This is a genomic window from Synechococcus sp. CCY 0621, assembly GCF_019038465.1.
GTDB lineage: Bacteria > Cyanobacteriota > Cyanobacteriia > PCC-6307 > Cyanobiaceae > Cyanobium.
The window spans coordinates 37,353-57,989 of the sequence record NZ_JAFKRH010000039.1; the positions used below are offsets into that span (position 1 = coordinate 37,353).

20 protein-coding genes are annotated in these 20,637 nt (G+C 67.6%); 11 read left to right on the plus strand and 9 right to left on the minus strand.

Annotated elements, in window-relative coordinates:
• Positions 1 to 131: 131 nt before the first annotated feature.
• The 3 genes from KUG43_RS13410 to KUG43_RS13420 form a co-directional block, all read right to left on the minus strand.
• Positions 132 to 899 carry a phycobilisome rod-core linker polypeptide gene (locus tag KUG43_RS13410; RefSeq protein ID WP_216909844.1) on the minus strand — a complete coding sequence of 256 codons (768 nt, stop codon included), beginning with the start codon at positions 897 to 899 and terminating at the stop codon, positions 132 to 134.
• Positions 900 to 972: 73 nt separating this feature from the next.
• Positions 973 to 1,302, minus strand: a complete 330-nt coding sequence (locus KUG43_RS17505) for a DUF723 domain-containing protein (RefSeq protein ID WP_216909845.1) — start codon at positions 1,300 to 1,302, stop codon at positions 973 to 975.
• 218 nt (positions 1,303 to 1,520) lie between these two features.
• Positions 1,521 to 2,348, minus strand: coding sequence for a transglutaminase-like domain-containing protein (locus KUG43_RS13420; RefSeq protein ID WP_216909846.1), 828 nt, complete (start codon positions 2,346 to 2,348; stop codon positions 1,521 to 1,523).
• Between the two features lie 114 nt (positions 2,349 to 2,462).
• Here KUG43_RS13420 and KUG43_RS13425 point away from each other — a divergent pair, with 114 nt between their 5' ends.
• From KUG43_RS13425 to KUG43_RS13445, 5 genes are read left to right on the plus strand one after another with little or no spacing between them, the layout of a single operon-like run.
• Entirely contained in the window at positions 2,463 to 2,723 is a 261-nt protein-coding gene (locus KUG43_RS13425) for a galactose oxidase (RefSeq protein ID WP_216909847.1), read from the plus strand.
• 56 nt (positions 2,724 to 2,779) lie between these two features.
• Entirely contained in the window at positions 2,780 to 3,763 is a 984-nt protein-coding gene (locus KUG43_RS13430) for an ABC transporter ATP-binding protein (RefSeq protein ID WP_286194779.1), read from the plus strand.
• 14 nt (positions 3,764 to 3,777) lie between these two features.
• Positions 3,778 to 4,590 carry an ABC transporter permease gene (locus KUG43_RS13435; protein WP_216909848.1) on the plus strand — a complete coding sequence of 271 codons (813 nt, stop codon included), beginning with the start codon at positions 3,778 to 3,780 and terminating at the stop codon, positions 4,588 to 4,590.
• Positions 4,590 to 5,378, plus strand: a complete 789-nt coding sequence (locus KUG43_RS13440; protein ID WP_216909849.1) for an ABC transporter permease — start codon at positions 4,590 to 4,592, stop codon at positions 5,376 to 5,378. Before KUG43_RS13435 ends, KUG43_RS13440 begins: the two co-directional genes overlap by 1 nt.
• A complete protein-coding gene (locus tag KUG43_RS13445) occupies positions 5,379 to 6,254 on the plus strand; it encodes a PfkB family carbohydrate kinase (RefSeq protein WP_216909850.1) in 876 nt (291 codons plus the stop codon).
• On the opposite strand, the gene KUG43_RS13450 is transcribed toward KUG43_RS13445, so the two are convergent.
• Entirely contained in the window at positions 6,241 to 6,633 is a 393-nt protein-coding gene (locus tag KUG43_RS13450) for a VOC family protein (protein ID WP_216909851.1), read from the minus strand. The two genes, KUG43_RS13445 and KUG43_RS13450, sit on opposite strands and share 14 nt — an antisense overlap.
• Before the next feature lie 66 nt (positions 6,634 to 6,699).
• Between KUG43_RS13450 and KUG43_RS13455 the strand changes: the two genes are divergently transcribed.
• From KUG43_RS13455 to KUG43_RS13465, 3 genes are all read left to right on the plus strand, one after another.
• On the plus strand, positions 6,700 to 7,353 hold the full coding sequence (locus KUG43_RS13455; protein WP_216909852.1) for a methyltransferase domain-containing protein: 654 nt from the start codon (positions 6,700 to 6,702) through the stop codon (positions 7,351 to 7,353).
• Between the two features lie 9 nt (positions 7,354 to 7,362).
• On the plus strand, positions 7,363 to 7,953 hold the full coding sequence (locus tag KUG43_RS13460; RefSeq protein ID WP_216909854.1) for a pyridoxamine 5'-phosphate oxidase: 591 nt from the start codon (positions 7,363 to 7,365) through the stop codon (positions 7,951 to 7,953).
• Positions 7,954 to 8,023: 70 nt separating this feature from the next.
• Positions 8,024 to 8,236: a hypothetical protein gene (locus KUG43_RS13465; RefSeq protein ID WP_216909856.1), complete on the plus strand. Its 213-nt coding sequence runs from the start codon at positions 8,024 to 8,026 to the stop codon at positions 8,234 to 8,236.
• A gap of 8 nt (positions 8,237 to 8,244) precedes the next feature.
• Here KUG43_RS13465 and KUG43_RS13470 read toward each other — a convergent pair whose 3' ends face one another.
• The 3 genes from KUG43_RS13470 to KUG43_RS13480 all read right to left on the minus strand — a co-directional run bounded on the left by KUG43_RS13470 (position 8,245) and on the right by KUG43_RS13480 (position 9,571).
• Positions 8,245 to 9,021 carry a hypothetical protein gene (locus tag KUG43_RS13470; protein WP_216909858.1) on the minus strand — a complete coding sequence of 259 codons (777 nt, stop codon included), beginning with the start codon at positions 9,019 to 9,021 and terminating at the stop codon, positions 8,245 to 8,247.
• An 82-nt stretch (positions 9,022 to 9,103) separates the two neighbouring features.
• A complete protein-coding gene (locus KUG43_RS13475; protein ID WP_216909860.1) occupies positions 9,104 to 9,247 on the minus strand; it encodes a CAB/ELIP/HLIP family chlorophyll-binding protein in 144 nt (47 codons plus the stop codon).
• A 63-nt stretch (positions 9,248 to 9,310) separates the two neighbouring features.
• Positions 9,311 to 9,571, minus strand: coding sequence for a PM-15 family protein (locus tag KUG43_RS13480; protein WP_216909861.1), 261 nt, complete (start codon positions 9,569 to 9,571; stop codon positions 9,311 to 9,313).
• Between the two features lie 340 nt (positions 9,572 to 9,911).
• Between KUG43_RS13480 and KUG43_RS13485 the strand changes: the two genes are divergently transcribed.
• Positions 9,912 to 11,495 carry a cryptochrome/deoxyribodipyrimidine photo-lyase family protein gene (locus tag KUG43_RS13485; protein ID WP_216909863.1) on the plus strand — a complete coding sequence of 528 codons (1,584 nt, stop codon included), beginning with the start codon at positions 9,912 to 9,914 and terminating at the stop codon, positions 11,493 to 11,495.
• Between the two features lie 32 nt (positions 11,496 to 11,527).
• Entirely contained in the window at positions 11,528 to 12,196 is a 669-nt protein-coding gene (locus tag KUG43_RS13490) for a DoxX family protein (RefSeq protein WP_216909864.1), read from the plus strand.
• Between the two features lie 18 nt (positions 12,197 to 12,214).
• Here KUG43_RS13490 and KUG43_RS13495 read toward each other — a convergent pair whose 3' ends face one another.
• Positions 12,215 to 13,504, minus strand: a complete 1,290-nt coding sequence (locus tag KUG43_RS13495) for a hypothetical protein (RefSeq protein WP_216909865.1) — start codon at positions 13,502 to 13,504, stop codon at positions 12,215 to 12,217.
• A 438-nt stretch (positions 13,505 to 13,942) separates the two neighbouring features.
• On the minus strand, positions 13,943 to 14,458 hold the full coding sequence (locus KUG43_RS13500; protein ID WP_216909866.1) for a hypothetical protein: 516 nt from the start codon (positions 14,456 to 14,458) through the stop codon (positions 13,943 to 13,945).
• Here KUG43_RS13500 and KUG43_RS13505 point away from each other — a divergent pair.
• A partial coding sequence (locus KUG43_RS13505) for a cadherin-like domain-containing protein (RefSeq protein ID WP_216909867.1) occupies positions 14,450 to 20,637 on the plus strand: 6,188 nt, incomplete at its 3' end. The genes KUG43_RS13500 and KUG43_RS13505 overlap by 9 nt on opposite strands.

Below are 20,637 nucleotides of genomic sequence, written 5' to 3' on the forward strand. Positions count from 1 at the left end.
CGCTGACGCTGAGACCACCTGTGATCAAGGAAAGCACGATTTCGTGTCCGTCATCACAGCGAGCAACAAGCGGATAACCCCTACAGGGATTGGGAAAGTCCCTGGGGACCGAGGCCCCCAGGGACCGCCGATCACTGCGCTGCGGTGCTCAGCATCGCCGCCGCCGTCCACAGCACCAAGCCCGTGATCGCAAAGCCGCCGGCGGTGACCAAGCCCTGCCAGATCTGGCGCGCCAGTGGTGAGGGCTGCTCCCCGAGCCAGGCGGCGCGGGGGGTGCCCGGCGACCAGGGGCTGGTGCCACGGGGCGCCCTGGTGGCGATCACATCGCGCCAGCGGCCGTCATAGCGGGGAGCTTGCTGGTTGAAGGGGCGCTCACCCTGGGCCCGACCCGGCAGCACCCGAGAGCGTTGGTAGGGCACAGTGTCGTAACCAAAAGTCTCCAGATACTCCGCCGAGTCGAGCAGGGCATCCACCAAGGTGACGAGCCCATGCTGGGCAACCAGGATGGAATAGCGGATACGTTCCTGCTCGCCATAGACAGGGCGGCCCAGAACCCTGCCGATCAGCTGCTCCACCAGCCGATAGTTGCTGTTGCAGTCATAAAAGCCTTCACGGAATCGCCTGGAAAGCAACAATCCGCGGATGAAATCCCTCATGGTGATCTGTCCGCTACGGAGCTGGGATTCCAGCACCACTTCGCGATCCACCTTGAAGGCATGAAAGAAGATCTGGCGGTAAGCCTGCTCGATCTGAACATCCAGACCGAGGCGAGCCCCACCGGTCTTGCCGGTCTCCAGCGTGGCAACGGCCTGGCGGGGAGATTCCTCACTGGCGATGGCGAAACTCGGCACCCTGGCATTGAGGCTCGAGGGTCGGGCGGCGAGCAGGGGAAGGGCCATGAAGGGCTTCGGGGAGAACGACCCGGAAAGATACCGAAGATCAAAAGTGGCCTTAGGCCTGCGGCCAGATCCCTTACACAGCTTTACTGATCTGGCCGGCCACGGGTGGCTCCTGGGGGGTCCTGGCCAGCGGTGGCACAGGAAGCACCGAGGGTTCACAGTCCAGTCTGAGCACCCGCTCAAGGGTCTGGTTGCGGTAATTGCGCAGGCAGTACTTACAACCGCCGGTGGTCTGCAGATGGCGCTCAGGCGTGATCACGACCTCCCGGACAGGATGCTCAACGCAACGAATCTTGATGGGAGTGCGAAAACTCTTATAGATCATCTTGGAATAGTCGTATCGTGTGCCGAATCTGGAAATGGCTCTCTCCAGAAACGTGGCTTCATCAATTCGTAAACCCATTGTTCAGACCGCGTGTATCCGTTCGAAAGGCCCACCTGGACGTTGGTTCTGAACCCCATCCCAGGGAGGGGGGTACCGATGGGCTCCGTAGGCCGGACGGTGCCGGAACTGCCGGGATTCTGCCCCCTGCGCCAGTCGGGCAGGCCCAGCGCAGGATTTCTCCACACTTCCACACCGCCGCAGGCCGATGCGGAGGCCGGCGCTGGTCGCTCCGGACCTCAGTGGGGGGCGCTCTCGGAGGGGGCCATCACCTCGGTGATGACCCGGAAACCGGTGAGTTGGTGATCGCCGAAGGAGCGCAGGAAGGGCACGTCCGCCGCGTCCCTGCCCCGGGCGATCAGCACACGACCGATGCGCGGCGTGTTGTAGCGGGCATCAAAGACATACCAGCGATCTTCGAGGAACGCCTCGAACCAGGCGGAGTAGTCGATCGGATCAGGCCGGGCTGCCACGCCCGTGTAACCCAGGTAGCCGGTGCAGTAGCGCGCCGGGATGTTGAGGCAACGGCAGAGGCTGATGGCCAGGTGGGCGAAATCCCGACAGACGCCGCGCCCCTCCCGCAGGGCGTCGTGGGCGGTCTTGTCGCTGCGGGCGGCGCCGTAGTCGAAGCGGAGCTGCTCATGCACCCAGTCGCAGATGGCCTGCACCCGCGACCAGCCCGGCCGGACACCGCCGAAACGCCCCCAGGCAACCTGGGCCAGCCGATCGGTATCGCAGTAGCGGCTGGGGTTGAGGTAGGGGTAGGTCACGATCGGCAGCGCCGCCACCGGGCACTCCCCCACGTCCGCAGCCACCGGGTCAGGATGGCCATCATCGGCCACCACCACTTCAAACTTCAGCGTGGTGCTGCCGGCAGAGGCCATGAAGCGGCAGGCACGGTTGCCATCGGCATCGGTGAGGACCTCGGCGATGCGATCCGGGCTCAGCCACAACCGCTCCGGGCCGCGCCGATCCTCCAGGCGGCTGCCATGGGGATGGACCAGGGCCAGTACCGGCGTCGGGGCCCAGCAGGAGAGGGTCAGTTCGCAACCGAGCCGGATCAGCATGGAGAAGGCAAAAGAAACGGCGCGCTACCCCAAGCTCGATTGTGGACCCCCGGCAGGGAATCCGTGGCGACCCAGCCCAGAAAGTGTTAGTACAGTTGTACTGCACGCCTGGCCATGTCCGTCACCCCGCAAGCCCCCCTGGCTCTCACCTCCTGGCCCTATCTGGGACCGGAGCGTCTGCTGCCCAGCCGCAGCCGTCAGGTCTGCCTCACCTGCCACTGGTTTCGTCACCACGCCGACGCCGACAGCCTCCCCCTGCTCAGCTGCCAGTGGCATCAGGCCCTGATCTGCCACGGTGACCACCTCACCCAGCGCTGTCCCCGCTGGATCGAGCCGCTCCAGGTCGGCGGTGGCTGGTGCCCGGAAGCCTCCTGAACACCTCCTGGAAGCACCACCCTCGATAGGCTGGATTCCACCCCAAGCCCGTCCGCATGGCCATCGTCCGCGCGCAGGGCCTCGGCAAGACCTACCGGGTGGCCGACAAGCAACCCGGACTGGCCGGCACCCTGCGTCACTTCGTGAACCGCCGCGAGCGCCTGATCGCGGCGGTTCAGGACGTGAGTTTCGCCATCGAGCCCGGCGAATTCGTCGGCTTTCTCGGGGCCAACGGCGCCGGCAAGACCACCACCCTCAAGATGCTCACGGGGCTGATCCACCCCACCAGCGGCACGGTGGAGGTGGCCGGCTGTGTGCCCCATCGCCGCCAGGCGGCCTTCCTCGGCCAGATCACCCTGGTGATGGGCCAGAAGCAGCAGCTGATCTGGGATCTGCCGCCGCTGGATTCCCTGCGGGTCAACGCCGCCGTCTACGGCATCCCCCCAGCGGAAAGCCGGCGTCGCATCGACGAGCTGGCCGACATGCTCGAACTCGGAGACGAGCTGCGCCGGCCGGTGCGCAAGCTCTCCCTCGGCCAGCGGATGAAGGCGGAGCTCCTGGCGGCCCTGCTGCACCGGCCGGCGGTGCTGTTCCTGGATGAACCCACCCTGGGGCTGGATGTGAACGCCCAGGCCCGGGTGCGCAGTTTTCTGGCCGATTACAACCGCCGCTTCGGCGCCACCGTGCTGCTCACCAGCCATTACATGGCCGACATCACCGCCCTCTGCCCCCGGGTGCTGCTGATCCATGAGGGGCGCCTCTTCTACGACGGCAGCCTGGAGACGCTCACCCAGCGCCTGGCCCCCTGCCGCGAGGTGCGCCTCGAGCTGCATGCGCCCCTGGGGGCCGACGTCTTCGCCAGCTACGGCGACGTGGAGGCCATCGAGGGCCGGGAGGTGCGGCTGCTGATCCCGAGGGAACGGCTCACCGAGCAGGTGGGACGGCTGCTGGCCGACCTGGCCGTGGTCGATCTTTCCGTGTCTGACCCACCGATCGAGGACATCATCGGCCGCCTCTTCCACCGGGGGGCCCTGGCATGAGAGGGGGCCCTGGCATGAGGCCTCCCCTCGCTCAGCGGCTGGGCCATGCGCGCCGTATCGCTGCGGTGCTGCTCTCCAGCCAGTACGCCTACATGCTCGAGTACCGGGCCGAGATCGTGCTCTGGGCCCTCTCGGGGGTACTGCCCTTCATCATGCTGGGCCTGTGGAGCGCCGTCGATGCCGGCGGCGGGCTGGGGATGAGCTCCCTGCAGCTGGCCCGCTACTTCCTGTCGGCCTTCGTGGTGCGTCAGTTCACGATCGTGTGGGTGATGTACACCTTCGAGGAGGACAACCTCACCGGCCGCCTCTCGCCCTACCTGCTTCAACCCCTGCCCCTGGTGTGGCGCTACGTGGCCGCCCACCTGTCTGAGCAGGCCACCCGGCTGCCGTTCGTGGCGATGCTGGTGGGGCTGTTCTTCCTTCTGTACCCCGCCGCCTTCTGGTGGCCGTCGTTGGCGTCGGTGCTGCTGGCGATGCTGGCCACCCTGGCCGCCTTCGCCCTGCGCTTCCTGATGCAGTTCACCCTGACGATGGTGTGCTTCTGGAGCGAGAAGGCCAGCGCCCTGGAACGGCTCCTCTACCTCCCCTACCTCTATCTCTCCGGGTTGGTGGCCCCCCTGGCGCTCTATCCCGAGGGGGTGCGCAACTTCGCCTTCTGGACCCCCTTCCCCTACATGGTCGATGTGCCCGCCAGGATCCTGGCCGGTGAGACCGTGCCGGTGCTGCAGAGCTTCGCGGCGATGGCCGCCTGGGCCGCCCTGCTGCTGCCGATCAACCTGCTGCTGTGGCGCCGGGGGCTGCGCCACTATTCGGCCATGGGGGCCTGATGGGCAGGTACCTCTCCACCCTGCGCATCTTCTGGATCGCCTCGCTGACGGCGGAACTGGAATACAAGGCCAACTTCGTCATTGAGCTGGTGGCCACGGCCGGCAATCTGGTCGGCAGCATCTTTGTGCTGTCGCTCTTCTATGGACGCGGCCAGTCGCTGGGGGGCTGGAGCTGGGAGGGGGCCCTGGTGGTGCTGGGGGTCTACACCCTGCTGGAGGGGGTCACCAGCACGCTGCTGCAGCCCAACCTCAGCACGATCGTGGCCCACGTGCGCACCGGCAGCCTCGATTTCGTCCTGCTCAAACCGATCGACAGTCAGTTCTGGCTGTCGGCCCGCACCTTCTCCCCCTGGGGACTGCCCGGCATCGCCCTGGGGGCCGCTCTGATCGGCTACGCCGCCTGGAAGGCCGGCGCCACACCATCGCCCCCCACCCTGCTGGCGGCGGCCCTGATGCTGGTCGCCAGCCTTCTGATCCTCTACAGCCTCTGGTTCGTGCTGGCGGCCAGCAGCATCTGGTTCGTGAAAATCTGGAACGCCACCGAGGTGCTGCGCAGCGTGCTGGTGGCGGGCCGGTTTCCGGTGAGTGCCTTCCCGGCCGGGTTGCGGGCCTTCTTCACCTTCGTTGTGCCAGTGGCCTTCCTCACCACCGTGCCCGCCGAGGCGATCCTGGGTCGGGCCTCAGGCCCCTGGCTGCTGGCGGGCGGCGCCGTGGCCGCTGGCTCCATGGCGCTGAGCCGTTGGTTCTGGCAGTTCGCCCTGCGCTTCTACACCTCCGCCTCCAGCTGAATGGAGCCGCTCCTTCCCCTTCCCCTCGACGCCCTGCCGCCCCTGCCAGCCCTGACCCTGGCGGTGGTCGGCCATGTGGAGATGGTGAGCTTCATTGGCGTTGAGCACCTGCCGGCGGCCGGGGAGATCCTCCACGCCAACGATTTCTGTGAGCTTCCCGCCGGCGGTGGTGCCGTGGTGGCGGTGCAGATGGCCCGCCTCACGGGGCAGCGCATTCCGTTCTTCACCGCGCTGGGCAACGACGGGATGGGGCGCCGGGCCGCCGCGGAACTTGAGGCACTGGGGCTGGAGTTGCACATCGCCTGGCGGGAGGCCCCGACCCGGCGGGGGATCACCTTCATCGACACCGGCGGCGAGCGCACGATCACGGTGATCGGCGAGCGGCTGATGCCCACCGCCGCCGATGGGCTGCCGTGGCAGCGGCTGGCCGGGGCCGACGGCGTGTTCGTCACGGCCACCGATGCGGCTGGCCTGCGGCTGGCACGGCGGGCCCGGGTGCTGGCCGCCACGCCACGGGTGCGGCTGGCGACCCTGCGGCAGGCGGGCGTGAGCCTCGACGCCCTGATCGGCAGCGCCGCCGATCCCGGCGAGGTCTACCGGCCGGGGGATCTGGAGCCGGCACCATCGCTCTACATCGGCACCGAGGCCGAAAGGGGCGGGGTGCTGGAGCCCGGTGGCCGCTATGCCGCCGTACCGCGCCAGGGCCCCGTGCTGGATGCCTACGGCGCCGGCGACAGCTTTGCCGCTGGTGTCACCACGGCCCTGGCTGCCGGCTGGAGCCTCCAGGACACCATCAGCCTCGGCGCCCAGTGCGGCGCCGCCTGTCTCGATGGCCGCGGACCCTACGCCAGCCAACTGCAGCTCAGGCGTTGCTGACCAGGAGCAGCAGCCGGTTGCCCTCCGGATCGGCCAGCCAGGCCTCGGCGCCGAAGGGTTCCTGCCGCGGCGGCTCCACCAGCGCCGCCCCCAGGGGCAGGACGGTCTTGAGCCAGTCGTTGAGCACCTGCAGGGGCGGGTTCTGCCCCGCCGGGCGGGAGAAGCAGAGGGCCAGCCGGCCCTCGCCGCGGGGACGGGGACGCCGGCGGGACGGGGCGTAGATCTCCAGCCGCCCCTCGCCTGGCCCCTGCAAGCGCCAGTGGCGGGCACTGGCGCCCACCAGGGGAGTGGTCTGCAGCAGGGCGCCGTAGAAGACGGCCAGACGCTCGGGGTCGTCGGCGGCCAGCACCAGGAAGGGGGGTGGAACGGCAGGGGGCATGGCGGAAAGCGCCGCCTTGGGCGCCGCGATTCGCCACCATGGCAGGAGAACGGACTCCCGAGGGCCATGGCGGTGCTGGTGCTGAACGAGGCGGAGCGGCGCAAGCTGGACGGCACCGACGACGCCCTCTTCTATGCCGAGCCGCGCTACGTCCAGCACCTCGACGGCGCCTTCCGCCGCCGGCTCACGGCGCTCTATCGCGAGCGGATCCCCCCCTGTGCGGTGGTGCTGGACCTGATGAGCAGCTGGGTGAGTCACCTGCCCGAGGAGATCCGCTACGAAGAGGTGATCGGCCACGGCCTCAACGGGGCCGAGCTGGCGGCGAACCCCCGCCTGGATCGGCACTGGCTGCAGAACCTCAACCAGGACCAGCGGCTTCCCCTGGCGGACGCCAGCGTGGATGCGGTGCTGATGGTGGCGGGCTGGCAGTACCTGCAACGGCCCGAACCGGTGGCGGCCGAACTGCTGCGGGTGGTGCGCCCCGCCGGCCAGGTGATCGTGGCCTTCTCCAACCGGATGTTCTTCCAGAAGGCGCCCCAGGTCTGGACGGACGGCAGCGACCGTGATCACCTCGCCTACATCAGCCGGGTGCTGCAGGCCCAGGGCTGGCCGGCGCCGCAGCTGATCGCCGAGTCGACGCGGGCCGAGGGCCCCCAGGGCTGGCTGGGGGGACAGGGAGATCCGTTCTTTGCCGTCGTGGCCGAAAAGCCTGCGCCCTAGGCCCGCCCCATGCCCGACGCCATGCCAGCCGCTTCAGACTCCCTGCCGCCGTGGCGCCCACTGCTGCGCGGGGCGCTGGAGCGCCAGGGACGTTCTTCTCCCCAGGCCCGCTGGCTGCAGCTGGCCAGCCTGGCGGCGGACGGCACCCCGAGGGTGCGGACCCTGGTGTTCCGCTGCTGGGCCGGGGGAGCGGCCATGGATTTGCTCACCGACCGCCGCAGCGCCAAAAGCGGTGAACTGAAAGGGAAGGCACCGCTGGAGCTTTGCTGGGTGCTGCCGAAGGCCCGCTGCCAGTTCCGTCTCAGGGGCCGGCGGCTGCCGCTTGCGGGCGAGGAGGAACGGCAGGCCCTGGATCGCCACTGGCAGGCCCTCACCCCCAGAGGCCGGGCCCTCTGGGGCTGGCCGGCGCCGGGGGAACCGCTGCAGGCGGACGCGCCATTCCCGCGGGAACTCGATGACGGCGCCCCGAGACCGGTGCACTTCGAGCTGGTGCGGGTGCAGCTGCAGCAGGTGGAACTGCTGGAGCTGCAGGGTCACCCGCACCGGCGCCGCTGCTGGCGCGCCAGCAACGGCTGGCAGGAGGAACGGCTGAATCCGTGAGGGCCAACGCCCGGTCGAGCGTCCACGTTTAACAGATCTTTACATTAGGCTGGGTCAAAGCGAGAAATCCATGCTGGAAGCCCTGTTCCCCATCGTTTACATGGTCAGCTTCGCGGTGATCGCTGGCGGCGCCTTTGCCCTGATGACCCAGAATCTGCGCAGCGCTTCGACCATGCCGGCCAAGCGTCCCTCCCATCCCGAAGCCCCCGCCCCGGGCGAAGACGTGCTGTATGTGGACCTCAGCCGCGAACGGCTCGAGCAGCTCTACGAACAGGCCAGCTGAAGGGACCCTCAGCCGGGGAACACCGTGATGCTGGACGTTTCCCGGTAATTGTCATCCGCCATGCTGTCGACCCGAAAGGAGGTCCAGGTGGCAAAGGGCTCGGGATCACTGGCGGTCACCGGCCATTCGATGCGGCGGGTTTGGTAGGTCAGACCAACGCAGGTCAAGGCCTGATCGTCGGCCATCAGCGACCAGAGAAGCCGCAGGTCGCTGCGCTCATAGGGAATGCTCTGCTCCTGAATGCACGGATCGGCGGGATATCCAGGCGAAAGCTCCAGGGACCGCTGGTTTTCCCAGCAGAGATAGTCGCCGTTTTCGGTGGGATAGAACCAGCAGGTTTCGTTGTCGGCGTCTCGCAGGGAAAACTGGTCGAGACAGCGAATGGACGTGATGGCCAGGCGATCCACCGGGTGGCCGGTGCTTCCCTGAAGCTCCTCACCATTGAGCTCGTAGGCGCCGAGCCAGAGGCAGCGGGGCTCCAGGTGGGGCACGACGGCATCACAGATCAGCCGGCGGACCGGGCCCGCCTCCGCGGAGGGGATGGGATCCTCCTGGCAGGGATCGGTGCGAAGGGGCTCGAACGGATCGGCGCCACTGACGTTGGCCTGACCCGAAGCGACCAGCTCATCGAGGCTCAGCTCGGGTGGCGTCGCTGTGCGGAACATGCGCAGGGCAATGCCACTACCGACGCCAAGGCGCTGTGCCGCCAGGAGATCGGCCCAGGCGGCGCCATCGCCGGGCAGGGCTCCTTCCGGGGCCAGTACAAAGACAAGAGCGTGCGCCATGGCGGGTCGGGGTGAACGCTGCAGACATCAAAGCCCGGATGGCAGAACCACCCGGGCTGAAGCAGGCGAACCTTCCGGTGAATCAGCCGAGGCCGATCTGGGCAAGGATGCCCTGGCCGGTGAGGATTTCGGTGCCGAGGCCGATCACGAAACCGAGCATGGCAAGACGGCCGTTCCAGGTTTCAGCGAAAGCGACGAAGCCGAAGCGGGTGGTGGAGTCGGTCATGGAAGGAGTTTGTTTGCGAAACTTGAAGGGAGTGTAAACGATCGTGAAGCGTTGTGACTGTCGTCAGCGATGCCGTTGACGACCCAGGGGCTCGATCCATTCCTCCAGCACCCCTGGGGTGGGCGACTCAGGGCACGGGGTATCGGCAGACACCAGGCGGCAGCCCAGCTGGATGTCGCCCTGATCGAGCAGGCGACCGAGCCTCAGGGCAGTGGCCTCCTCCAGACGGGAGAAACGGTCCTGCCCGTGGGTGAGCCAGGTGAGTTCGGTGGGGGTGATGATCCCAGTGGCCAGGGATTCCAGGTAGAGCTCGCCGACCGTCATGACTGATGTAACGGAACGTAAAGATTCTGGCGCTTGGCGGCGGAGACCGCGGCGAAGCGCCAGAAAAAGGCGATGAAGCGCCTGCGGGGGTCAGTCCTTTACAATTCTTAAGACGTTCTTCGGGGACGGGTTCGCTGACCCGTCCTTTTTTTTGCCCGTGTGCCTGGGCCCAGGGGCAGGATGAAGGCTCAGTCGTCGGGGACGCCCATGGAGACGGAAACGTTGCTGCCCCTGGCCGGGGCGGCGGTGCTGACCCTGATGGTGGTGGTGGGGGTCGTGGTGGTGGTGCTGCGGCCCAGCGACCTGCCGAAGCGCTGAGCGGACTTCCTAGCCTGCATCGATGGCGCTGCAGGTGGTCTGGTTCAAGCGCGATCTGCGCCTCCACGACCACCGCCCCCTGGTGGAGGCGGCGCGACGCGGCCCGGTGCTGCCCCTCCACGTCGTGGAACCGGAGCTGTGGCAACGCCCCGACGCATCAGCCAGGCAGTGGCGCTTCTGCCGGGAGGCGCTGCAGGAGTTGGCAGAGGCACTGGCCGACCTGGGCCAGCCGCTGGTGGTCCGCGTTGGCGAGGTGGTGGCCGTGCTCGAGGCCGCCCATCGGCGCCATGGCATCGCCGGGCTCTGGAGCCACCAGGAGACGGGCAACCTCTGGACCTACGACCGGGACCGCCGCGTGGCGGCCTGGGCCAGGGATCGGGGCATCCCCTGGCAGGAATCCGCCAGCTTCGGCGTGATCCGGGCCCTCAAGGATCGCCGTGGCTGGGCCCGGGCCTGGGAGCAGCGCATGGCCGAACCCCTGCTGGCCCCTCCCACCGCCCTGCCCCCGCTGGTCGGGATCGCCGTGCGGAGCCTGCCCACCGCCGTTGATCTGGGGTTGGCAACGGACCCCTGCCCCGGGCGGCAGCGGGGCGGCCGCCGGGCCGGACGGGAACTGCTGGAGGGGTTCCTGCGCCAACGGGGTCGCGGCTACCACCACAGACTCTCCAGTCCCCTGACCGCCTTTGAAGCCTGTTCGCGGCTCTCGCCCCACCTGGCCTGGGGCACCCTGTCGATGGGGGAGGTGGTGCAGGAGGCCCGCGCCCGTCGGCTCGCTCTGGCGACGCTGCCGGCCCACGCCAGCGCCGGCTGGCCCCGGGCGCTGGACGCCTTCCTCTCGCGCCTGCACTGGCACTGCCATTTCATCCAGAAACTGGAACGCCAGCCCTCGATCGAAATCCAGGAGCTGCATCCCGCCACCCGGGGGCTGCGCCGCACCGATCCAGAACGACTGGCGGCCTGGTGTGCAGGACGCACCGGGGTGCCGTTCGTGGATGCCTGCATGCGCGCCCTGCACCACAGCGGCTGGATCAACTTCCGCATGCGGGCGATGCTGCTGTCCTTCGCCAGCCATCACCTCTGGATCGACTGGCGCGACAGCGGCCTGCACCTGGCCCGACAGTTCGTGGACTACGAGCCCGGCATCCACTGGAGCCAGTGCCAGATGCAGAGCGGCACCACGGGCATCAACACGATCCGGATCTACAACCCGATCAAGCAGGGCCGCGACCACGATCCGGACGGCGTGTTTCTGGGACGCTGGTTGCCGGAACTGGCGGCTGTGCCCGCCGCCTGGCGCCATGAGCCCTGGCGGATGGATCCGGGCACCCAGGAAGCGTGCGGCTGCCGCATCGGGCTGGACTACCCCGCCCCGATCGTGGATGTGGCCGCCGCCGCCCGGGAGGCCCGGGAACGGCTCTGGGGCCTGCGGCGTCAGCCCGGTTTCGGAGCCGCCGCCGACGCGATCCAGGAACGGCATGGCTCCCGGCGCTCGGGACTGCCCCCCTCCGGCAAGGGAGGTGGTCCCCGGCGGCGACGGGTCGCCGACGGCCAGCTCTGCCTGGACCTGGGCCTGGCCCCGGAGGGCGCTTCACGTTCCGTTACCTAACGCGGCAGAATCTTCATAATTCTCCCGCCGTCATGACCACCACGCTCCTGCTTGAGATTTTTGCGGGGTTTTTCACCGCCTTCATCGCCCTGTGGATGCTGGCGCTCAACCGCCCGACGGCCGCCGCTGCCGTGCCCATCAGCCTCGAAGACAGCGCCCCTGCCCAGGGCTCTGCCATCGCCGCGAGCGTGCGCCACGGCCTGTCGTCCTATTTCCTGCGGGAAGGGCGCCTGGCCAACACCGGCCTGCTGATCCTGCGCCTGGCCATCGGCGCGATGATGATCCACCACGGCCAGGACAAGCTGGCCGATCCCCAGGCGTTTGCGACCAACTACGTGGTGCCCCTGCACCTGCCCTTCCCCCTGTTCTTCGCCCACGTGGCGGGCTACTCGGAGATCCTGGGCAGCTGGCTGCTGATCCTCGGCCTGCTGTCGCCCCTGGGGGCACTGGCCCTCACCGGAACGATGACCGTGGCGGCCTACCACCACATCCTCACCAGCGGGCTCAACATCTACGTGCTCGAGCTGGTGGTGCTCTATCTGGGCGGCAGCCTCGCCCTGCTGCTGGTGGGTCCTGGCCGCTATTCCTTTGATGCTGGCATCCTTAACGGCCTGTTTGCCGGCACCGAGGCCAGTGAAGCGCCAACCACGGCCACGAAGCCCGTTTCCGTCTCGTACGGCTTGGCGGCCGAAGCCAGCTGAGCGTTGCCGGCCTTCAGGTCAATTCGCCTGGTCGCTCTTCCCAGCATCTGGTCCTCCAGTGATCCGCGCTTGGCTCCTGGGGGCACCTCCCCAGCGCAACTGGATGCCGCCTCCCAGATCCCAGGAGGTGCCACCGCCGTAGAAGCCCGCCCCCCCACGCACATAGAAGGTGGTGTTGTCGCGGAGGGTGTAAGCCAGCCCTCCCTGCAGCCCCAGGCCACTGCCCTGGACCAGGGAACCGGTGGGGAGGTTGGTGGCCAGACCGAAGCCGTCGGTCACGCGGTTGGACGGGGCATTGCCCAGGAAACCGGCCCCCAGCCAACTCAGCCGCAGGGAGGGAGTGATCAGATTGGGGCCGTCCTTGAGCGTCGCCCTCCAGGTAAGGCCAATGTCCGCCGTGCCCACCGTGCTGCCGGAGGACGGAACATTCCAGAGGCGGTTGGTGGCCAGATCCGGCACGGTCACACCCCCCAGGGAGAGGCTTGTCAGGGTCAGCAGGGCGCTGGGCTCGAGGATCTGACTCTCCGACAGGCTGATCCTGCCGCCGAAACGGGTGGCCAGGTTGAAGGCGCTGCCTCCCACCGAAGGGGTGCTGCTGCGGATCCCGAAGGCGTTGCTGCTGTTGATGGCGAAGGGCTGATCTGCCTGCAGTCCATCGCCACCGCCCGCCAGGCCGACGAACCAGCTGGGCTTGGACACCTGCACCAGAAGACCGCCTCCGCCCAGCTGCGTACGGGCAGAGCGGCCGCTGAACGGCGTGCCACCGGCGGCAGCAAAGGAGCCAGCATCGGCTGAGAAGCTGCCGAATCGTCCAAAGGCGCCGATCACCAGATCGCCGACGGCGTAATTCAGCAGCAGGCCCGTCTGAGCACCACTGAAGGAGGTGGAGCCTCCAAAGGCGCCCTGGCTCAACGGGCCACCGAAGCCGCCGCCGAACAGGCGCAGCCGCCAGCCATCCCGTTCGCTGAAGTAGCCGCCCGACTTGAGGCTGAAACGAAAATCCGTCTCTGATTCACCCTCCGGCAAAGGGACCGCCAGGGTGGACGTGCTTCGCACCTTTTGGGGCAGGATCTCGAGCAGATCCCTGCTGAAGTTCTGCCAGCCGAGGCCCGCCCCCAGCGGGACCACCCGGGCATCGAGCCGATCGACATCAACCCGCAGCGGGCGGGCCGGGGCCACGGCGGCCGGCGTGGTGACCGGAGGTGTGACCGGGGGTGTGACCGGAGGTATGACCGGGGGTGGCAGGCAGAACTCGGCCTCGGTTCCATCGGGGCACAGGACCGTTTGGGCCTTGCCGACCTCGATCATGCCGACGACAACGGCGGGGATCAGCAGCGCGAATCGAAGATCTGGACTCCGATGGCGACGGCGCACTGCCGAACCGGAGCTGGTGGGTTCCGATCGCGCTGATGTGCTGAGGCAGGTGCTCCCTGAAATGGAGGCGAGACGGTCTTGAATCCCAGGCTGGTTGACAGTTTCCACCTCCGATGAAGTAGCCAACGAGGCTGGGCGCAAGGGCGATTCAGCAGACGGCTCAGGAAAGCAACCAGCCAACATTCAGAACAGGTAAGCAGTTTCAGATTTTACAGCGAGATGGAGACCCATACGAAGGGAAAGCAGTGGATTGCTTGGGGGTCTCTAATACATTACTAAGGGTTTCTCAGGATAAATGGCCGGATTGGGCTGCCCGCTGACGTGATAAGTAAACCCTAAGCGCGTCTTGCTGCCCACCCCGCAACAGGGCAATTAGGTAAGCTTGCTGCAATGCGGTGAAGCGATCCTAACAATGACGACATCCGCAGGATCGATTTTCTGATGAGTGACATGGAACGACAGGAGGACCAACAGGGAGCGGATTCGTTGACCAAATTTCGACATTTTTACATTCAGAAAGATTTTGCCCTCCCCCTGACAAAGGCTGTTGAGAGCTTTTGGGACTCGGCTGTTTCTTGGCTGAATGAGCAACTCGATCATCTCTCCTTTCGGAGTGATTATGAACGCCTGCTGAGCGAGGTCTTTGGTTCCGCTGGCACCGACCCCACGCGTTTCAGAGATCGCGTCATCGAACTCAGTCAGAGGCTGCGCGGGCCGGGCCTCGGCCTGCTGATTGAACTGCGTAGCGGCTTGGAACTCGCAGGGGCCCAAGGCGCTTACATCGCCCTTGACCCGGAAGGGCGTGAGCGGATTTCCATCAATGCCAACTGGCTGTCTCTCGCCACAAGCGAGGCCATTCGCCGCGTCCTTCTGGAGGAAGTGGGCCATGCCATCGACCACTGGCTGAACGGCCTCCTTGACTCACGAGGCGATGAAGGCGCTCTGTTCGCCGCCCTCGTCAGTAGCACCCCTCTGAGCGAAACCCAGCGGGCCGCGATCGCCGCCGAAAACGATCATCACCAGTTGCAGATCGATGGTCAGGCGGTGATGGCGGAATTCTCCAGTGCCCCCGTTCTGAGCGACGGTTTCGTCGGAACCCGCACCACCGCCGAGGACACGCCCCTGGCCATCACAGGCTTGAGCGTGGCCGACAGCGACAACGGGGTACCGACGCCGATCACGCTCCGCCTGCGCCTCACCACCACCGGGGGCATCGCCACCCTGGCCAGCGCCGCCCTGATCACCAGTGGCAGCAACGGCAGCGCCGATTTCACCCTGGAAGGCAGCCTGGCCGCGATCAACGCGGCGATCTCCAGCATCCTGTTCACCCCGGCCCTCAACGCCAACAGCGTCAACACGCCGGTGGCGCCCAGCCTCACCCTGACCGCCACGGATCTCACCAACGGCGACGGCCCCGTCAGCCTCGGCACGGGCCCGATCCAGGTCACCCCGGTCAACGATGCCCCCACCCTGAGCACCAGCCCCCTGGTGGTGGCAGAAGGAGGCACCGCCACCTTCACGGCCGGCAACTTCAATCTCTCGGATGTGGACAACCTGCCCGAGCAGGTCATCTACAGGATCACCTCCCTGCCGGGCAAAGGGACACTCAGCCTCAACGGCAATCCCCTGGTGGTGGGATCCAGCTTCTCCAGCAGCTTCCTCAGCAGCTTCACCTACACCCACGAGGGCTCCCAGGTGCTGCCCGGGGTGATTCCAGGCAGTGGCAGTGATGCCTTCACCGTGTCCGTCGACGATGGTGCCGGGGGTCGGATTCCCTCGGCAACGGTGCCGATCAGCCTCACTCCCATCAACCAGGCGCCGGCCGTCAGCGGCTCGATTGCGGTCTTCGAAGGCCAGCGGGGAGTGCCGGTGACGCTGGTCATCACCGATGCCGACCAGGCAGCGGGGGTGGCCCCCACGGTCGTGATCACCTCCCTGCCCTCAAGGGGCACGCTCCGCTACAACGGCGTCCCGATCACGGCCCCGTTCAGCCTTCCCTCGCTGGCGGGCCTCACCTACGACCACGACGGCAACGACCTCAACGGCGGCTTCCCGCCCGACGAAAGTTTCACGGTGCGGGTGAGCGACGACGGCGGCGGTCAGGGGGCCAGCAGTGCCCTCAGCACCAACGCCGTCATCACCTTGGCGGTGCAGCGGGTCAACGACGATCCCACCCTGACCACCAACAGCCCGATCGTCACGCCCACCGGCAGCACCGCGATCACGGTCGCCGCGCTGAGGGTCAGCGACATGGATTCCGCCGCCCCCAACCTCACCTACAGCCTCACCACGGCACCGGATCCGGCCAGGGGCCAGTTGCAGGTGTTCCGGGGCGGCTCCTGGGTGGGCCTCGTCAATGGCGCCAGTTTCACCCAGGACGACATCGACGCCGGCCGGCTGCGGTTCAATTTCGTCGACGGCACCGCCTCGGGCACCACGGCGGGGTTCACGTTCACGGTGGAGGACGGCGCCATCAGCCGGCTGCCGAACGACTTCACCCAGACCCGCGACGGCGGCATCTATACCAACAGCAGTCCCCAGCCCCTGCCCAGCGACCCGCTGAGGCCGATCAACTTCAGCCTCACCTACCTGAATCCGCTCGATCTTCCCAGCAGCGGCGGCGGCAACGCTCCCACCACCCTGCCGCCCAACGCCTCCCCCAGCCTCGGCACCAACAACCTGATCCGCACCAGCGAAGGCGCCACGGTGACGATCAGGGCCACGGATCTGGCGATCAGCGACAGCGACAGCAACCCTGTTCAGCGGGTGTACCGCCTCACCGCCCTGCCAGCGGGCGGCAGCCTGCGACTGAACGGTGTCGCCCTCACCAACCTCGACAGTTTCACCCAGGACGACATCAACAACGGGCGGCTCAGCTTCGTGCATGGCGGTGGTGAAGTCTTCGACAGTGGCTTCCGCTTCAACATCAGCGATGGCCTCAACATCGTTAGCAACGCTGGCAGCGACTTCCGTTTCGAGATCCGGGCCACCCCGATCAACGATGCCCCCACGGCCAGCATCAGCGGCAGCACAAGCCTGCTGGTGGAAGGGGGCAGCTTCACCTTCAACACCAACAGTCCCGGCCCGCTGCTGGGCCCGGCGGATCGCCGCGACATCAGCATCGCCGATGTCGATGGCTCAGGGCAGCAGGTGTATGCCGGAGGTCCGCTCAACCCAGGCGCCGATCCCCTCTGGGATCCGCTCAACTTTTCCCTCCCGGACACGGCCGACCAGCGCCGGCTGCGGATCGACACCCTGCCGTCCCATGGGCTGCTGGAGTTCGACGCCACCGGCAGCGGCGGCTGGAGCACGATCGGTGATGGCAGCGGCGGCAGCCTCAATCGCGCCACCCTGCGCATCAGCCAGAGCCAGCTGTCGTCGGGTCGTCTGCGCTATCGCCACAACGGCAACGATGGGCCCGGGGAACTCGCCGACGGCTTCAGTTTCACCCCCTTCGACCGTTTCGACACCCCGGGCGCTCCGGTGTCGGTGCCCCTGACGATCGCGCCCCTGAACGATCCGCCGGTGGCCAGCGAAAACGCTCCTCTCTCAGTCGCGGAAGGCTCCCGCGGCGTGATCAAGGGAAGCAACGGCACCAGCGCCAACGAACCCCGGCTGGTGTATGGCGATTCCGACAACAGTCCGCTGCAGCGTCAATACCGGATCACGACTCTTACCAGCAACGGGCGACTGTTCCTCAACGGCCGTGCCCTCGGTGTGAACAGCGTGTTCACCCAGGCCGACCTCGACAACAACCTGATCACCTACCTGCACGACGGGACCGAGACCAGCACCGACACGTTCAGCTTCACGGTGAGCGACGGGGGTGGTGACAACCCGATCACCGGAGCCACCAACAACGTTCCTGGCACCTATGTGATCTCGGTCGCCCTGGCCAACGACCTGCCCAGCCTGAGCGCACCGGTCTCCCTGGAGGTCTTCGGCAACGGCTCCACGCCGGTGGCGGTGGCCTCGGCAGGCCTTCTTGTGGCCGCCGACAGCGATCTGGACACGATCGTGAGCGGTGAAACCGATCTGCTGCGGATCGAAGCCCAGCTGCTCGACGGGGCCGATGCGGTGATTCCCTCCGGGCTGATCTCCTTCACCTCCCCCAACCCCACCTCGCTGCGGGCGTTCCTGAGCGGCAAGGGCAGCAACAGCCTGGTGGTGCAGGGCACCAGGAGCGAAATCCAAGCGGTGCTCGCCAGCCTCACAGTGGCCTTCGGCGCCGACCTGGACGCCAGCACCCTCAAGCTGCGCGTCAGCGTCGACGACCGCCTCTTCAGCGCCGCGGGCGTGCTGGAGGTGGGGGCTAACGGTGGCCCGGTGAACCAGAACGATGCCGCCGGCAATCCAGTGCCCATCAGCGCCGCCAACAACCGGATCAGCCGCGACATCGCTCTGACGGCCTCCAACCTCAACGATCTGCCCACGATCACCAACCCCACGCTCTTCAGCGTCAACGAAGACGCCAGCGTCACCCTGGGCGGCTTCGTGCTGGCCGACGCCGACAGCTTCGGCCGCAATGTGACCGTGCAGGTGCAACTGTTCCGCGATGCCGCGCGAACGGTACTGGCCGATGCCGCCACCGAAGGGCGGCTGCTGCTGGGCGCCACCGCCGGCCTGAGCGCTTCCAGCGGCAATGGCACCAACACGATCACGCTCACCGGACCGCTGACCGCGGTGCAGACCGCCCTCAATCTGCTCCGCTTCCAGGGGGCCCCCGACTTCAACGGCGGTGGCAGCGGCCTGGGCAACCTGTATCTGCGCACCAGCCTCACCGACTTCGGCCACGCCGATGTGCCCGCCGGAAACCGGGTGTCCGTCGACAACGGCCTCCGCATCACCCCCGTCAACGACGCGCCGGTGCTGGCGGTTCCTGCCAACACCGTGATCGCCAGCGGCACATTCATCAACATCAGCAGCGGCTTCGCCATTCAGGACACCAGGGACACCAGCCAGGGGGCTGTCGATGACATCCGGGTGACCCTCAGTGCCACCGACGCCGGCACCCCCTACGGCACCCTGCTGATCCAGAACGCCAACGGCGCCAGCCTCACCAACAACAATTCGGCCAGCGTGCAGCTGCGGGGCACCCGTGCCCAGGTGCAGGCCGCCCTCAACACGCTGCGCTACACGCCGGCCAATCCCAACGTGGATCGGGTGGTGACGATCACCGCCACCGCCTTCGATTTCGACAACGGGGCCGAAAGCGTTGGGGTGGGCGGCAACAACACGGCCACCGCGTCCTTCACCGTCAACGTATCCGCCAGCAACGAGGCCCCGGTGCTGACGGTGCCGGCCACCCGCACCGTGGCCGAGGACAGCAGCGCCAACGGCTTCACCGGCGCCAACCTGATCAGCTTCACCGACGCCGACGACTTCGGCGCCCTCGAGCGGCTCACCCTGAGCGTCAACCGCGGCAGCATCGACCTGGTCACACGCACGGGACTGACCGTGACGGCGGGCAACTACGGCACCGGTTCGGTGACGGTGACCGGCACCAAGGCCAACCTCAACGCGGCCCTGGCCACGCTCACCTACGCCCCCACGGCCAATTACCACGGCAACGCCAGCCTGACCGTGACCGTTGACGATCTGGGCAGCACCGGCAGCGGCGGTGCCCGGCAGGACAGCAAGACCGTGGCCCTGACGGTGACGCCGCTCAACGACCGGCCCGCCGCCAGCACCAACGTCGTCCTGCCCGCCCTCTCGGAAGACCTCACCGCCGCCGCCATCCCCGGCACCACCCTGGGCAGCCTCGCCTTCGGCTACTCCGACGCCACCGACAACCAGACCGGCTCCGGCGGCGGCAACACCGCCACCGCCTTCACCTACCTCGCCGTCGTCGGCTCCAGCGGCTACTCAGCAGCCCAGGGCGTCTGGCAGATCTCCACCGCCGCCACGCCCAACCCCGCCGTCCCCGGCGACTGGATCAACATCCCCAGCTCTGGCCTTTCCACTGCCGCCGCCCTGATCTTCAACGCCAGCAGCCAGGTGCGCTTCCTTCCTGCCGCCAACTTCCACGGCACCCCCGGCAGCCTGCTGGTGCGCCTGGCCGATGCCAGCGCCTCCCTCACCCCCAGCACCTCCAGCACCAACACCTTCAACCTCGCCACCAGCGGCGGCACCACCACCATCGGCGCCTGGAGTGCCGTGAATCGCTCCATCGCCACCACCATCACCAACGTCAACGACCGGCCCACCGCCACACCTGCCAACCTGGCCGCCACGACCGAGGACAACCCCAATCCCCCCGGCGCCACCATCGCCGCCCTCGGTTTCGGCTTCAGCGATACGGCCGATAACCAGAGCTCCATCCCCGGTGGCGCCAATGCCGCCACACCCCTCGGTGGCATCGCCATCACCGGCAATGCCACCACCGCCGCCCAGGGCGTCTGGCAGTACAACCTCAACGGCGGCGGCGGCTGGGTCAGCATCGCCTCCCCCTCCGACAGCGCCGCCCTTCTACTGCCCACTACCGCCTCGCTCCGCTTTCTCCCCAGCAGCCCCAACTTCAACGGCACCCCGGGCGGCCTCACCCTCCGCGTCGCCGACACCCCCCTGGCCTTCAGCGCCGCCACCAACCTCACCCCCCTGCTCGGTCCCACCGGCCGCTACTCCGACCCCACCACCCTCAGCACTGCCGTCACCGCGGTCAACGACGTGCCGGCCTTCACCAGGGGACCGGATCAGACCCTCCCGGAGGACGCCGGTGCCCAAGCTGTGACCGGCTGGGCCACGGGCCTCAGCCGCGGCGGCGGCAGCGATGAAGCCGGCCAGACCCTGAGCTTCCTGGTCACCAACAACAACAACGCCCTGTTCAGCGTCCAGCCCGGCATCGACGCCAGCGGGCGTCTCACCTACACCCCGGCGGCCAATGCGAACGGCACGGCCACCGTTTCCGTGCGCATCCGCGACAGCGGCGGCACCGCCAATGGCGGGGTCGACACCAGCGCCATCCAGACATTCCTGATCACGGTGACGCCCGTCAACGACGATTTCACCGACGCCAACGAAACCCTCTCCATCGCCGAGGACAGCGGCACCACCACCGGCAGCCTCCT

Bases quoted from the DNA above. Each gene is read 5' to 3' on its own strand.
- KUG43_RS13410 (WP_216909844.1), bottom strand. From the start codon at position 899: ATGGCCCTTCCCCTGCTCGCCGCCCGACCCTCGAGCCTCAATGCCAGG.
- KUG43_RS13470 (WP_216909858.1), bottom strand. From the start codon at position 9,021: ATGGCGCACGCTCTTGTCTTTGTACTGGCCCCGGAAGGAGCCCTGCCC.
- KUG43_RS13430 (WP_286194779.1), top strand. From the start codon at position 2,780: ATGGCCATCGTCCGCGCGCAGGGCCTCGGCAAGACCTACCGGGTGGCC.
- KUG43_RS13480 (WP_216909861.1), bottom strand. From the start codon at position 9,571: ATGACGGTCGGCGAGCTCTACCTGGAATCCCTGGCCACTGGGATCATC.
- KUG43_RS13460 (WP_216909854.1), top strand. From the start codon at position 7,363: ATGCCCGACGCCATGCCAGCCGCTTCAGACTCCCTGCCGCCGTGGCGC.
- KUG43_RS13445 (WP_216909850.1), top strand. From the start codon at position 5,379: ATGGAGCCGCTCCTTCCCCTTCCCCTCGACGCCCTGCCGCCCCTGCCA.
- KUG43_RS13425 (WP_216909847.1), top strand. From the start codon at position 2,463: ATGTCCGTCACCCCGCAAGCCCCCCTGGCTCTCACCTCCTGGCCCTAT.
- KUG43_RS13455 (WP_216909852.1), top strand. From the start codon at position 6,700: ATGGCGGTGCTGGTGCTGAACGAGGCGGAGCGGCGCAAGCTGGACGGC.
- KUG43_RS17505 (WP_216909845.1), bottom strand. From the start codon at position 1,302: ATGGGTTTACGAATTGATGAAGCCACGTTTCTGGAGAGAGCCATTTCC.
- KUG43_RS13495 (WP_216909865.1), bottom strand. From the start codon at position 13,504: ATGATCGAGGTCGGCAAGGCCCAAACGGTCCTGTGCCCCGATGGAACC.
- KUG43_RS13485 (WP_216909863.1), top strand. From the start codon at position 9,912: ATGGCGCTGCAGGTGGTCTGGTTCAAGCGCGATCTGCGCCTCCACGAC.
- KUG43_RS13500 (WP_216909866.1), bottom strand. From the start codon at position 14,458: ATGGCCCACTTCCTCCAGAAGGACGCGGCGAATGGCCTCGCTTGTGGC.
- KUG43_RS13440 (WP_216909849.1), top strand. From the start codon at position 4,590: ATGGGCAGGTACCTCTCCACCCTGCGCATCTTCTGGATCGCCTCGCTG.
- KUG43_RS13450 (WP_216909851.1), bottom strand. From the start codon at position 6,633: ATGCCCCCTGCCGTTCCACCCCCCTTCCTGGTGCTGGCCGCCGACGAC.
- KUG43_RS13475 (WP_216909860.1), bottom strand. From the start codon at position 9,247: ATGACCGACTCCACCACCCGCTTCGGCTTCGTCGCTTTCGCTGAAACC.
- KUG43_RS13420 (WP_216909846.1), bottom strand. From the start codon at position 2,348: ATGCTGATCCGGCTCGGTTGCGAACTGACCCTCTCCTGCTGGGCCCCG.
- KUG43_RS13490 (WP_216909864.1), top strand. From the start codon at position 11,528: ATGACCACCACGCTCCTGCTTGAGATTTTTGCGGGGTTTTTCACCGCC.
- KUG43_RS13435 (WP_216909848.1), top strand. From the start codon at position 3,778: ATGAGGCCTCCCCTCGCTCAGCGGCTGGGCCATGCGCGCCGTATCGCT.
- KUG43_RS13465 (WP_216909856.1), top strand. From the start codon at position 8,024: ATGCTGGAAGCCCTGTTCCCCATCGTTTACATGGTCAGCTTCGCGGTG.